This is a genomic window from Pseudobutyrivibrio sp., assembly GCF_017471675.1.
Lineage (GTDB): Bacteria > Bacillota > Clostridia > Lachnospirales > Lachnospiraceae > Pseudobutyrivibrio.
Window position 1 is genome coordinate 45,870 of sequence record NZ_JAFUSK010000068.1, and the last position, 14,710, is coordinate 60,579.

General features: G+C 40.0%; 13 protein-coding genes. All 13 read left to right on the top strand.

Features of this window, described 5'->3' with window-relative positions:
• The first annotated feature begins 143 nt into the window (after positions 1–143).
• The 13 genes from flgM to IJ535_RS11095 all read left to right on the top strand — a co-directional run bounded on the left by flgM (position 144) and on the right by IJ535_RS11095 (position 14,664).
• Positions 144–503, top strand: a complete 360-nt coding sequence (gene flgM, locus IJ535_RS11035) for a flagellar biosynthesis anti-sigma factor FlgM (protein ID WP_330619602.1) — start codon at positions 144–146, stop codon at positions 501–503.
• Between the two features lie 17 nt (positions 504–520).
• A complete protein-coding gene (locus tag IJ535_RS11040) occupies positions 521–1,033 on the top strand; it encodes a flagellar protein FlgN (RefSeq protein WP_294302658.1) in 513 nt (170 codons plus the stop codon).
• Between the two features lie 47 nt (positions 1,034–1,080).
• Positions 1,081–2,907, top strand: a complete 1,827-nt coding sequence (locus IJ535_RS11045) for a flagellar hook-associated protein FlgK (protein WP_294302660.1) — start codon at positions 1,081–1,083, stop codon at positions 2,905–2,907.
• Positions 2,908–2,932: 25 nt separating this feature from the next.
• Positions 2,933–4,813 (top strand): flagellar hook-associated protein FlgK, encoded by a 1,881-nt coding sequence (gene flgK / locus IJ535_RS11050; protein WP_294302662.1) that lies wholly within the window; start codon positions 2,933–2,935, stop codon positions 4,811–4,813.
• Between the two features lie 157 nt (positions 4,814–4,970).
• A complete protein-coding gene (locus IJ535_RS11055) occupies positions 4,971–6,530 on the top strand; it encodes a flagellin N-terminal helical domain-containing protein (protein ID WP_294302665.1) in 1,560 nt (519 codons plus the stop codon).
• Between the two features lie 60 nt (positions 6,531–6,590).
• Complete coding sequence (gene fliW / locus IJ535_RS11060; RefSeq protein ID WP_294302668.1) at positions 6,591–7,043, top strand: flagellar assembly protein FliW; 453 nt, start codon at positions 6,591–6,593, stop codon at positions 7,041–7,043.
• A gap of 2 nt (positions 7,044–7,045) precedes the next feature.
• Positions 7,046–7,267 carry a carbon storage regulator CsrA gene (gene csrA, locus IJ535_RS11065; protein WP_028242366.1) on the top strand — a complete coding sequence of 74 codons (222 nt, stop codon included), beginning with the start codon at positions 7,046–7,048 and terminating at the stop codon, positions 7,265–7,267.
• 544 nt (positions 7,268–7,811) lie between these two features.
• Positions 7,812–8,231 carry a flagellar protein FlaG gene (locus IJ535_RS11070; RefSeq protein ID WP_294302671.1) on the top strand — a complete coding sequence of 140 codons (420 nt, stop codon included), beginning with the start codon at positions 7,812–7,814 and terminating at the stop codon, positions 8,229–8,231.
• Positions 8,232–8,241: 10 nt separating this feature from the next.
• Positions 8,242–10,800 carry a flagellar filament capping protein FliD gene (gene fliD, locus IJ535_RS11075; protein WP_294302673.1) on the top strand — a complete coding sequence of 853 codons (2,559 nt, stop codon included), beginning with the start codon at positions 8,242–8,244 and terminating at the stop codon, positions 10,798–10,800.
• A 50-nt stretch (positions 10,801–10,850) separates the two neighbouring features.
• Complete coding sequence (fliS, locus tag IJ535_RS11080; protein ID WP_294302676.1) at positions 10,851–11,261, top strand: flagellar export chaperone FliS; 411 nt, start codon at positions 10,851–10,853, stop codon at positions 11,259–11,261.
• Positions 11,262–11,527: 266 nt separating this feature from the next.
• Complete coding sequence (locus tag IJ535_RS11085) at positions 11,528–12,010, top strand: flagellar protein FliT (protein ID WP_294302679.1); 483 nt, start codon at positions 11,528–11,530, stop codon at positions 12,008–12,010.
• 446 nt (positions 12,011–12,456) lie between these two features.
• Positions 12,457–13,974, top strand: a complete 1,518-nt coding sequence (locus tag IJ535_RS11090; RefSeq protein WP_294302681.1) for a flagellin N-terminal helical domain-containing protein — start codon at positions 12,457–12,459, stop codon at positions 13,972–13,974.
• A 192-nt stretch (positions 13,975–14,166) separates the two neighbouring features.
• On the top strand, positions 14,167–14,664 hold the full coding sequence (locus IJ535_RS11095) for a hypothetical protein (RefSeq protein ID WP_294302684.1): 498 nt from the start codon (positions 14,167–14,169) through the stop codon (positions 14,662–14,664).
• Positions 14,665–14,710 lie beyond the last annotated feature (46 nt).

A 14,710-nucleotide genomic window follows, 5' to 3' on the forward strand; every position in this document is an offset into this window, starting at 1 on the left:
TCCTGATTCTTAGGTAAAGTTTGACCTTTGACTGTATTACGTGTTCTAATACACTTATAGCACAGTAGTTAATCGGTGTCAATAAATAAAAATTTGAAAAAAATTAAAAAATACTATAAAGTTTTCTTAAGTAGTACCGATAAATGAAGTGTAAAGAAAAATGTAGCTCGAGATTTGATTACAAAAATCGGCATAATAAGGGAGGAAAGGAGTGTGGCGATATGCGTATAGAGGCTTACAATCAGGTAGCTCAGCTCTATCAAACATCAAACACTAAAAATGTAACACAGGCAGCAAAGACAAATGGTATGGGTCGTGATGAGGTTCAGATTTCATCAACAGGTCGTGATTACCATGTTGCAAAGGCCGCTGTATCTGAGGCTGCGGACATTAGAGAGGATTTAGTAGCTGATATCAAGGCTAGAATCAAAGATGGTACTTATGATGTCAGTCCTGATGATTTCGCAGAGAAGTTGTTATCTCAGTACGGATCAATTCTTTAGTTTTGTGAGGGTAAAGCGTGGCTAGTTTAATGGATGAGTTGCTCTTAACTATGGATGGTGAAGCGGAGCAGTATGAAAAGTTAATCAGTCTTAATGGTAAGAAGAAGGATTCTATTATCTATAAGAAGCTTGACGTACTGGAGGATATTACCGTCAAGGAGCAAGCCATTGCTGACACCTTACGGGTTCTAGAGAAAAAGCGTCTTTCTATACTTAACAGTATAGGGCAAGTGATGGGACATGATGGTGAGCAGGTTACTGTGTCATGGATGATTGATAACTTGGCGAACCAACCTGTACAGCAGAAAAAATTAAGTCAGGCCAAGGACAAGCTGGTAAAAGTAGCTGACGATGCTCAGGTTTTGAATTTTCAAACCCAGAATCTACTTAGGCAGGCTTTAGAGATGGTGGAGTTTGATATAACACTTATCAAAAGTGCAAAGCAGGCACCACAAACCTCCAACTATGGAAGAAATGCTGAAACTACAGGAAACATTTTAGGAAATAGAGGATTTGATGCTAAACAGTAGGAAAAGGATGTCCTTAGAGTTTTAGTAGGAACTTGGAGGGCAGACTTATGGCTAATAGTTTTGGAAGCTTATATGTTGGGGCATCAGGCCTACAGTCAGCATCACATGGATTAAATACAACATCAAACAACCTTACTAACGTTAATACAGAAGGTTACGTTAGAGAGCAGGTTGTTTACGAAGATAGAACATATAGAAAAATAGGCAACGCAGCGATCAGCACTCAGTATGCTGGTCTTGGCGTGCAGGTAGGAACAATCGTCCACAACCGCGATATCTTTTTAGACAAAGCATATCGACAGGAAAATGGGCGATATTCTTTTTATAGTGCTAGTTCTGAAGCAGTGCAAGAGGTTATCACCCATCTTCAGGAAACAGAGGGCAAGGCTTTCAAGGAAGCTATAGCAGATTTTGAGGAAGCTTTTGAGGAATTTGCAAAGGAGCCATCTGATACCGTGAAGCAAAACCTTGTATTGCAGAAGGCTAGTCTTTTTTTGGCTAGAAGTAAGGCAGTACAGCAGGGATTTGAAGATTACCAGACTATTATCAATTCCAAAATCAAGGAAAAGCTTAATAGGATAAATGATATTGGAAAAGAAATAGTTGATTACAATAAACGAATCCAGGCAATCGAGGCAGCTGGTGTTGAGAAGGCCATGGATTTGAGAGATAAAAGAGATTTACTCTTAGATGAGCTTTCTGGTATGGCGAAGATTTCTTACAACGAAGATCATACTGGTGTAGTTCATGTAGAAATAGAAGGTGTGGAATTTATTGACGATATAAAATACTACCCTGTTGGCACATTGGAGGATAAAAGAACAAAGTATGTTACTCCATACTGGCCACAGCTTTCTGAAATCGTAAGTGAAGAGGATGAAAGCCTTAATACATACTACAAGATGTTTGATACTACTAATGTTGCAGCAGACAAGAATACAGACATCGGTGAAATTAAGGGAATGCTTCTTGCCAGAGGAGATGGCTGGAGTACCTATAGGGATTTTTATGATGAAGAAGGAAATAGCCTAACTTCAGAGGATTATAAAAAAGGAATTGCAAATTCCATAATGATGAATTCTGAGGCTGAGCTGGATACACTGTTCCATGAAATGGTAACAGCTATAAACGATATATATAGTCCTCTGACAACGGTGGAGAGTGCATATGCTACAGCAACCAACATGTCTTACACATATACAGACAAAAATGGAGATTTAGTAACAGTATCTGGTGATGATATTCCAAAGAACCTTAGAATCCTTGATAAAGAAAAGTGTTCCGTAGGTTCGGATGGTGAGCTTCCACCAAGAGAATTGTTCGTACGAGTAGGCTGTGATAGGTATCAGGAGGTTACTCTTACATATACTGATGAGAATAATCAGCCACATACAGAAACAATGTATGTGTATAACGAGGAAAACCCAGATGACCCTGGCCAGTGGTACACACTTAAGTCTACCTTTGTTAATGAAGAGCTGATTAAGCAGGAATCTTATTTACCACATCTGAAATATGGCGTAAATAAGGGCGCTGTAGACTACGACATTGGAATCAGCCTAAGTAGTATTTGGAATGAGCAGAATTTCCACTTGAATCCTAGCGATACCACTCCATGTGGCTACAATGGTTTTTACGTAAAATGGATTGGTGAGATTGCCAATACAGGAAACGTATATAAGAGCACAGAACAGTCATTGGAAGGCACAAGAGAGGAAATCGAATTTAGCCGTCAGGGTGTTATCGGTGTATCTTCCGATGAAGAATTAACAACAATGATTAAATATCAGTCAGCTTACAACGCAGCTAGCCGATATATAAATGTAGTAAACGAAATGATTGAGCACTTGCTCACATCTCTTGGTCACCAGTAGGATTAGAAAGACGAGGTAATAGCTTATGTCTTCAACATTTTTTGGATTAACAATTGCAGCGTCAGGCCTGAACACCTCTCAGGCTCAGATTAATACCACTGCAAACAATATCTCAAATGTAAATACAAATGGCTATAGCAGGCAGGTGGTGAACACAGTTGCTTCATCGGCTCTGCGTGTTTATCAAAGCTATGGTACTACTGGAACTGGTGTTGAAGCAAAATCAGTAACGCAGCGTCGTGACCTGTATTATGATGAGAAATATTGGAATAATCAGGCTGCTCTTGGCTACTATGAGAAAAAACAATATTACATGAATCAGATTGAGGATTATTATAATGAGAATTCCTCTAATACAGGATTCACCACAATCTATACCAAGATGTTTAATGCCATGAGCACATTGCAGGGTAGCCCTGGCGATGACACTGTAAGAAAGCAGTTTATTTCTAATGCTAAGCAGCTTACAGAATATTTTAATCAGTTATCAACAAAGCTTAAGGATTTGCAGAACTCTATCAACGATGAAATAAAGACAGCTATCGATGATATTAATGCTATATCAGAGAAGGTAGCTGTTCTTACAAAGCAGATAAATGTTATTGAGCAGGGTGGCGGTCATGCTAACGAGCTTAGAGACCAGAGAGCGCTGCTTATTGATGACCTTTCTAAAATATGTGATGTAAGCGTCAAAGAGACCGATGTTCTTAATTCTAATGACCCGGATATGAAGACTGGTGCTACCTACTATATGGTATACATCAATGGTCAGCAGCTGGTGGATACATACGAATACAACACACTGACTGTAAAATCCCGTGCAACAGAGCAGATGTACAATCAGTCTGATATAGATGGCTTGTACGATATTGTATGGGCAAAGGATGGCGATAGATTTAATGCAGTGCCAAGCTCCAGTGGTGGATTTCTCAAATCGATGTTTGAAGTGCGTGATGGAAACAATAATGAAAACATGCACGGCGTAGTTGAATCTGCAACAAATACCACTATCACTATTAAGGATATCAGCATAACAGATTTGAACGAGTTTAATATGCCACTAAAGGGGCAGATTAGCACCAATAACATGCTATTCACCTATGATGGATTTTCTTTTAATACAGATGGTAATGGCAAGGTTACTTCCGTTACATTTAATCTGATTGACCCTATTCGCGATGATGTTGCCACAGGTCTTGTTGATAAGACATTCCAGATTGGTGATGATGTGGATTATATGGGGATTCCATATTATCAGAACCAGATGAATCTTTTCCTAAGAAACTTCTGCGAGAAATTTAACAAGATTGAGGAAAGCGGAGTGGACTTGAATGGTGACGATATGGGAGCCTTCTTTATAGCAAGGGATTTGGTAGATTCCCACATCGAATATCAGATGACAGATGAGCTGACCGCTCAGGATCCGGCAAACCCTGATGATCCAGAGGCAAGAATTGGAGTAACCCTAACCAGCAACGATAACATATATTATTTGCTTACAGCAGGTGATGTTTCTATTGCTAAAAAGACTGACAAGGATTCAAGATTATTTGCTACAACTACTAAGGAAAATTATTCTTCCGGAGTAGATGCAGCAGATTTGGTAGTAGAGCTTCAAAAGCTACAGAAAAAGGAAAAGCTTTTCAGAGGTGGCGGTGGCGATGCATTCCTTCAGTGCATTTACGCAGATGTTACCATCGATGCACAGGAGTGTAATATTTTTACAGAGAATTTTACCAACATCCAAAAATCAATATCTGAGCAGCGCATGTCCGTAGCAGGCGTAGACGAAGATGAAGAGGCTCTTGATTTGATAAAATTCCAAAATGCATATAACCTGGCCTCTAAATGTATTTCAGTTTTCTCCGAAATATATGATAGGTTGATACTTAATACTGGTGTTTAACTTGCAATAAGGAGGGGCCCACTTTAGTGGGAAGATAGGAAGTAAGAGTTTTAAGTGAGTTAGTAGCTATCAAGCTATTACTTTACTCAAGTGAAACATACGTTGAACGGAGTAAAATAATGCTTGAGAGCGTAACTAACGGACTAGAGGTAAGAGTATGAGAGTTACAAACAAAATGATAATGAACAACGCATCTTCTAACATCAACACCACAAAGGAGTTCGTTAACAAGCGTAACACCCAGATGACATCTCAGAAGAAGATTGATAGACCATCTGACGACCCGGTTATCGCTGTGCGCTCACTGCGTCTTTCAACAACACTTGCCCAGGTAACACAGTATCATGAGAAGAACATCCCTGATGCATCACAGTGGATTAGCGTAACAGAAACAGCCCTTATTAATATGCGAAATATTGGTAATGACTGTAAGCAGATTGCGGTAGCTGGCTCAAGTGACCCTAAGAATACCCAAGATGATAGGAAGACAATGCTAAAACAGCTTCAGGAGCTACAAAAGCAGCTGTTTGCAGAGGGTAATGCAGATTATGCTAACCGTACAGTATTTACAGGGTATAGAACTAACTGCAATCTTACATTTACAGAGGATGAGTTAAATACAGAATATGAAATTACACAGACTATAGCCATCGAAGGAAACATGGAAGACCATAGATATTACGATGGAAATGTGGAGGTACCTACTACAGAAGGCGAGCTGCTAGCCCCATCCTTAGATACAACAGATCCTAATTACAAGAATATCTCTGATATAGTTCAGACCAACTATTACAGATTACGATTAAACTATGACAAGGTTGGCGATTTAACTAAAGATATCGATATAAAGATTAATGACACTACATTTAATGCAGATGATTACAATGTAATCACTTATGAAAGTGAGGCTAAATGGAGCGAAGCACAGGGCGGAAAGAATGTTCCAGAAAAAACTATGATACTAATCAAAGAGACTGGAGATTTTATTCTTTCTAATGATACCGCAGAGGTGCTAAAGAAGGGTGATGCCCAGCTTACCTTTACCTATGAAAGAAAGGGCTTTACAGAAGGTGAACTTCGTCCTGAATACTATTACAATTGTGTAAAAACTGCAGACCCTCTTGATGTTCATGTCCCAGTAACTTACACTAAATATAATGAAGCAGGCGAGCGTATTCATTTTGATATCGAATATACCATAGCTGCAAGCCAGACTGTTGCAATCAACACTGAGGCTGCAGATGTTTTCGATAGCTCTATCTATAGAGACGTAACTGAGATGATAGATGCCTGCCAGCGTGCTATTTCAGCTTTCGATAAGGTAAAGACCTTAGAAGATATGGCAAGCGAATCTCAGTATGCATCTGACGAAGATCAGGAGTGGATTAAAATATGGAAGGATGCAGCTCAGAAGGAATTTGATTTCTACAATGATAATATGCAAAAACTTTTTAATACAGAAATAGGCAAAATTGATGCATATTATGGTAAAATGAACTTAGCAATTGCTGATTTAGGATGTAAAAAGGATTCTCTTGATCTTACAAAGACAAGAGTGGGGGATCAGCAGCAGACTGTACAGAGCTTGCAGTCACTCAATGATGATATTGATTTATCAAAGATAATCATTGATTATACAGCAGCATACACAGCATATCAGGCATCACTTACAGCTGCTGGAAAGCTTGGGGAATCAACGTTACTTAATTACATTTAACAATTCAGTTGTTTTAGGGTTTTTAGGCTGAATTTGTAAACAAGCAAAGGAGAAGGGACAATGCAGGTAAAAACTAGACTATTCGGCGAAATCGAGATTTCCGATGAAAAAGTCATCAATCTACTTCATGGACTTATTGGTTTTCCAGACATGAAGAGATACACTCTCATTTTCGACGAAGAAAAGAAGGACAAAGGAAACATCATGTGGTTACAGTCATTAGATGAGACAGATTTTGCTATGCCGGTTATGCTACCACACGTAGTTAAACCAGATTATTCACCAGCTTTAAACGTAGATTCGTTGTCACAATTAGGAAATCTTACTGATGAAAATACATATTTACTGGTTACAGTAAGGGTACCAAAGAATCCAAAGGAAGCTTCTATTAACCTTAAGGCTCCTATCATCATCAATACAGATACAAACGTAGGTGACCAAATCATCATTGATGGAGATGAGCCAGTTCGATTCCTAATTCATGATGCAATACATGGAAAGGATGGTGAGTAGCGATGTTGGCATTAACAAGAAAAACAGGCGACGCGATTATGATCAACAACAACATCGAGATTACAGTCCTTGAAGTTCGCGGCGATCAGGTCAAAATAGGAATTTCAGCTCCAAAGGAAGTGTCTATCTACCGCAAAGAAGTATACCTTGAAATCCAGAAAGAAAACGAAGCAGCCAAGGGAATCAGCATGGATGACCTTGAGGCACTTAAGAATTTGCTATAATCCGACGCGGCCTCGTAGGTTTTCGTGCTCCCGCAGGCCATCTCCCATACTTTCGCTCCGGTGCAGTAGCTCCTCACTCGGTATGGGGCCCTCCTGCTCGCGCTTGCGTAGGTTGTGTGGCCGCTTGGTATATAAAAGCGAAAGTTTATAATAGAAAGTTGACAGTACAAATTGCTGTAGGCTTTCTTTTTTTTGTTATCAAGATACGGCTTCATAACCTTGGCAAGCGCGAGCAAGAGGTTGCTAAAGGTCCGGTGGACCTTTGCTTAGCAACGACCGGAGTGGAACGGAGAACCCCATGCAGTTAAGGAGGGACCCTTTAGGGAGGATTCCTTGGCTGCAATGGGAGATGGCTTGCGGGAGCACGAAAAATTAGGTGCCGTATCGTAATATTTAGAAAAATTTCACTGTAGCTATAAACTTTCGATAACGTGGTGACGATAATAAGATTAGAAAACTAAAAATTTCCCATATTACAAGGATGTATATTGCCTTACGGATTGAGGAGTGGGACCGAATTCGTATAGGCGTAAGGAGGAAAGAAATGAAAATAGGCGAAGTAAGTAGCCAAGTTAGCTACCAGGGACAAGGAAGTTCAGTAAAAACAGCGCCAGCACAAGCAGTGCAAAAGGAAAGTGCAATAGTTGATTTCTCAGTTGCCAAGGAGTCCAAGGCAGCTGAATACGATAGAACCCTTTCGGCGGACCCTGAAAATGAAGGCGCTGAGAAAAATCCTGCAAAACAGGCAACATCTTCTTTGAAGGAAGCTGTTGAAAAAATCAATTCTGCAAATGGAAATGCAGAGGCTGTATTTGGTATCCATGAAGGCACTAATCGTGTCACTATCAAGATGGTAGACAAGGAGACCAAGGAAGTTATCAAGGAATTTCCAGCAGACAAGACTCTCGATCTTATCGCAAAGGCATGGGAGCTTGCAGGTATTATGGTTGATGAGAAGAGATAGGAGGTAGAGTATGCCTATTAGATTATCGGGCTTGGCATCTGGTCTCGACACCGAGGCTCTTGTAGGTGCCCTTGTATCTGCCTACAGTTATAAAAAAGATAAATATGTAAAGGCTCAGACCAAGCTGTCCTGGAAGCAGGATGCCTGGAAGACCCTAAATAGTAAGGTGTATGGATTCTACACAAATGTAGGTGCCATGCGTCTATCATCTAATTATCAGGTGAAGAAGACCACAGTAAGTGATACCACAAAGGCCAAGGCTACAGCCAGTGGCGATGCCATTAATGGTACCCAGACACTGGAGATTAAAAAGCTTGCAAAGACAGCCTATATCACAGGTGCAAAGCTAGACGGTAGTGTTAGTGGCTCCACAACACTTGCTTCTCTCGGCGTGAAAAATAGTAATGCCATGGAGAAGGCTAGCATTTCTGTTAGAACTGGAACCAAGGCTACTAATATTGAGCTTGACAGTTCAATGACCATAAATCAGTTTGTTAATAAGCTTGCTGACGCAGGTGTTAATGCTAATTTTGATGAGAAGAATCAGCGATTCTACATTAGCTCTAAGACATCTGGTGCAGCAGGTGATTTCTCGATATCTGCCAATAGCTCACAGGGCTTGAATGCTTTGATGAAGCTTGGACTACTCTCCGACAGAGAAGTTGAGGATATCTCTAACACCACTGGTGGAAATATGGCCAAGAAGCTGTTTTCTACAGGTGAAACCGGCTATGATTATCTGCTTGATGAGTCGGAAATGCAGACTCTCTTAACAGATTTGAAAAACTATAAGAATGGTACAGCTACATTCGACGATGACAAGAAAGCGCAGCTTGATGATTTAGAAGCTTATCTAAATACTAAGTATGCTAATTCTGAATATACTGTTACAACAAAGGGTGATGACGGCAAGGATGTTGTTAACACCTATACTTATGGAACAGATGGCGCCATTGATTTTAGTACAATCAGCGATGATGCTCTAAATGCACTTGCAAGCCAGGCTTATAAGGATGCAGCATATGATACAACAGGAACTAAATCTACAGTCATCAGCAGAACCTTGACCTTTACAACAGGAGAGGGAAGCGAGGCTAAGACATATTCATTTGTTAAGAATGTAGATGGCTTCAAGGATTTGATTAAGAGCATTCAGGAAGGTTCAGAAGACGAGGATATCGTAGCCTTAAAGGAATATCTTAACAAGACATACGCTGATGAGGTGTACAAGACCACATCTACAAATGATGGAATCACAGTAGAAAAATATGGAACCGATGGAAACATCGACTGGGATGCACTGGTTAATGATGAGGATAAGCTTACAGCTTTTGCCAACAGACTATATGCAGATTCTACTTATGATATGTCATCTGATGCAACCTACCAGGAAATCTCCAAGGCAGTAAATGCAGTGCGAGATGGATATGTTGCTATTGCATCTGCCAAGGCTCTTCCGCAGGAGACATCAGAGGAAATCGCTATTAGAGCACAAGCAATAGCAGATGCAGAGGCAAAGCTTAAGGAAGCCTTAGATGATCCTACTAATAAAAAGTGGGCTGATTATATTGAGCAGAACTTTGGTGCGCAAAACTCTGAATACGATAAGAGCTACAGCGATTTCTGGATTCAATCTGATAACATTGATTTAGCTAACAGCGTATTTTACCGAGTTGATTTAGCAGCCAATGTGGCAGCAGGAAATATAACTATCGAAAATACGGATAGGGCAATCAAAATCGATGGGCAGGATGCAGTCATTACCTTAAATGGTGTTGAATATTCCAACGGTACTAATTCTATTACCGTAAATGGACTTACTATAGAGGCACTGGCTGAGACGACTGACGCCATCTCTGTAAATGTATCCAGCGATACTGATGCATTATATGACAAGGTAAAGGATTACTTAACCACATACAACAGTCTGATGAATGAAATGCAAAAACTTTACAATGCAGATTCAGCTAAGGACTATGAACCACTTACTGATGATGAAAAGGCAGAAATGTCTGAATCAGAAATCGAAAAGTGGGAGCAGAAGATTAAGGATTCCCTACTTAGAAGAGATGGCACCCTTTCAAGCATTATTTCTGCAATGACCATGTCAATGATGAGCACAGTGGAGATAAATGGCAAGACATATTCCTGGTCTACATTTGGTGTTCATACACTTGGTTCATTAAATGCAGAAAAGAATGAGGGCTATGCTTATCATATTGATGGAGATACAGAGGACAGCTATACATCAGGTAATAAGGAAAAGCTTCGCGCAGCTTTAGCTGAAGAGCCTGAGGTTGTTATCGAATTCCTAAAGAAAATAACAAGCAACCTGTACACGGCATTAGATGGCAAGATGAAATCATCTGCAATCAAATCTGTATACACTGTCTACAACGACAAGGAAATGGCATCCGAATATTCTGATTACAGCAGAACAATCAAAACCTGGACTGACAGGGTAACAGACATGGAGGATGCATACTATAAGAAATTTGCTGCAATGGAAAAAGCTTTGGCAACATTGCAGGGCAATTCATCTTCAATATCATCGCTACTGGGCGGTTGATAAGTAAGTATTAAAAGCGAAACGAAAAGGATTTACGAGGGGGCGGTACTATGACACCAATGAATGGTTACGATGCTTACGCAAAAAACAGGATACTCACAGCTAGTCCAGCAGAGTTGACATTGATGCTTTATGAAGGAGCAATCAAGTTTTGCAACATAGCCATTGTGGCTTGTGAAAATCATGATATCGAAAAAGCACATAACAATATTCGTAAGACTGATAGAATAATTGAAGAGTTCGAATTGACCCTGGATGATAAATATCCAGTGGCAAAAGACTTCCATGCAGTGTATAGTTATCTTAGGAGCTGCTTAAGACATGCCATGATAACTAAGGAACCTGATGAGCTGGAGGAAGTGCTAAAGCACTTGCGCACCATGAGGGACACTTGGAAGGATGTAATGAAGCTCACCGCCAACGGCAAAAAGGTGGATGGGCAGACAAACATAGCAGGTTAATTTACGTAGCCCCTCTTGTGAGGGGCTATAGTTATGTAGGTTCTGTTCGCTGGTTACGGTAACAATCATTTATATACACCGTCGCGGGATTGGCTCCTTGCGTATATAAATAATTGCTACCTACCAGCGTCTGGAACGTACTAGGGTTGCTGATAATGAGTATTCGTAGTAGACAATAATTGTTTTATTTAAGCGAAGCATTTCTAGCTGAGCGTAATGAAATAATTATTGTCTGCGTAACGAATACGGACTAGGAGGAGATAGGTATGGAAAATATGGATTATGTTGTAATGCTTAGGGAGTCACTTGAGAAGAAAGCTGATGTGCTAAGGGTGCTTAATATCAGAAATAAGGAGCAGGAGGCTATTCTAAAAGATCCTAATTCTACTCCAGATGATTTGGAGAAGAATATGAATATGAAGTCTGAGCTAATCGAGCGAATTATAATGCTTGATGATGGCTTCGAGCAGCTATTTAACAGGGTTAAGGCTATTATAGAAACTGACAGGGATACCTATGCAGATGAAATCCGCCTGATGCAGGAGCTAATCAAAAAGGTGACAGCCCTTACAGCGGATGTGGAAGCTTCAGAATATCGTAATAAGGAATACGCCAAAACCAGGTTTGCTAATGTAAAAAAAGAGATACGTGAAATCAAAAAATCCTCTGATGTGGTTTCATCTTATTATAAGCACATGATGAGCCCACAGACTACAGCGGACCCAGCTTTCCTTGATAAAAAGAAATAGTGTCCTGCGAAGCAGGATTAATGTTAGAGAGTTCATTGCTTGCCCTTTGTTTTTGGTGGGCACGGCTGTGGGAGAAAAATGTGCTTTAAATATAGCTGATTGGTGGAAATAATAGCATTTTTAACAAAAAAATTGTTATAAATTTTAACAAAAATTAAAGTCGCGAAAAGCCAGTAAAATCAAGGCTTTAGCGGCTTTTTTCTTATACCCCAAAAGTGGCCAAAATGGAATAAAAATAAAAAATTTTCTAAAAAAGGCTAAAGTTTTCAGAATGTGTCTCGATAAATAAGGTGTAAGGAACAAATGAACTAATCAGCAGCACCTTACAAATCGAATTCGAATCTTATTTAAATTTAATAACCAGGCCAGACACGGATGTTGGGCTATCAAACAAAACGGATTTAAATGCTAAAAGGATTTAGCAGAATCTCATGGAGGAATTAACTATGGTAGTACAACATAACATGCAGGCAGCTAATGCTTCAAGAACATTGAACATTACAACTGATTCTCAGTCTAAGTCTACAGAGAAGCTTTCATCTGGATATAAAATCAACAGAGCAGCAGATGACGCAGCTGGACTTTCAATTTCTGAGAAGATGAGAAGACAGATTCGTGGTTTGACCCAGGCTTCTACAAACGCATCAGACGGTGTATCTTCAGTACAGACAGCTGAAGGTGCCCTCACAGAAGTTCACGACATGCTTCAGAGAATGAACGAGTTAGCAGTACAGGCAGCTAACGGTACAAACTCAGAATCAGATCGTGACGATATCCAAAACGAAATTGATCAGCTTTCACAGGAAATCGATAGAATCGCTTCAACAACAAAGTTCAACGAGACATTCTTACTTAAAGGCGACATCGGATTAAAGAAGATGTATATCGCAGCTCACGATGCAGGTCTTGAGGGAACATTGGTACAGAACTCTACAAGAGCAACATTTACAATGGAGTCTCTAGAAGCTGGTGAGAGATATAGAATCGGTGGAACTCAGTATACTATCGGTGCTCAGACAAATGAAGAAGTAGCAAGAGCCCTTAAGTTCTCTGAGGGAATGTATGATAAGACAAAGGCCAACACAGTAGAAGATGGTTGGAATCTTACAGCTGGTGATACAATTTCTATCGATGGAAAGACATATACAATTATCGATGGATCAGCAAGTGATGTTGCAAACGCCAAGGTTACAAATGGCTACCTTCATAATCTTATCGTTGAAGGTTCAACTCTTAAATATAATGGTAATGAAGTAACAAGATTTGCTAAGCTTGATCACACAACTGGTATTGACAAGTCTAATGCAACACTTATTACAGCTACAGCAGCATACAACATGGTAGCAATCGAGCTTAAGGCAGCATCTTCTGTAGGTGCAACAGACGGCGCAGCAGATGTTGATAAATTTAAAGAGACAGATGCTTCTAAGCCAGGAGTTAAGGCTGGGAATTACGCTTGGAAGACAACAGAGATTGAGCAGACAGTTGGTGGTGAAACACAGAAGACAACTACAATCAGCTTCTCAATCGACAAAGGCCATGTAAACGTACAGAATGCACTTACACTTAACCTTCATGTTGGTGCTGATGCAGCAATGTCAAACAAGATTAACGTAGCAATCGAAGCGATGAACTCTAAGTCAATCGGTATCAACGGTATCAACGTATCCGATGCAACTGGTAAGGCAGCTACATATGCAATCGATGCTATCGCAGATGCAATCCAGAGAGTTTCAGCACAGCGTGCAGAGCTTGGTGCTATCCAGAACAGATTAGAGCATTCTATTAGAAACCTTGACAACGTAGTTGAGAACACAGAAGCAGCTGAGTCTCGTATCCGTGATACAGATATGGCTGACACAATGGTTGAGTACTCTAAGAATAACATCCTCCAGCAGGCAGGTCAGTCAATGCTTGCTCAGGCAAACCAGGCTACACAGGGTGTTATGAACTTACTCCAGTAACCTAAGATTGATACCATAAATTAATCTCCCCACCTCATCAAAGAGGTGGGGAAATTACTAAAGAGAACTAAAAATTAAATATTTAACAATGAAAACAATGCTTACATACCTAGCCTTCTCCTTGAGGAGAAGGGGGACCACGAAGTGGTGGATGAGGTGGTAAGATTCATATAAGATAGAGAGGTAAGGCTTATGGCATATTTTACAAGAAACAAGATGTTAACAATGGTTTTAGAGCTCTACACAGCCAACCACAGATTCGCTCAGGGAGGAACGGGTGATGATGCAGCTGATCTTCAAGTCCTAATCGGATGTCAGCAGAAAGCCTTAGTATTAGGAGAATACTTAGAATCCATGGGAATGGATTATTCAGATATCGTAGAAAAATTTGAAAAATATTGCAACATGATTTACGATATAAGTGAAAACTTAAAAGACACAGAATTAGTAATGGACCATAAGGTTTCAATCGAAATGACCTTAAGTGATATCTTAAGTGAGATTGAAAATAGAATAATAGAAATAAAAAGTATTGATGTTTACGACTTTAGAGGACTCGTTGATGCACCTGGTGAGAAGGCCATCGTAGCAGGAGAAATCAATCGATTGATTGATAGCTGCTTAGGAAAGGTGGAAGGGCTCACAGAAGGAGAAGAGATGTACAGACCACTAGTTGTTGGAACATATTAATATTAAAAATGCAAGGCTCGTCAGATGACGAGCCTTCTTCAGATTA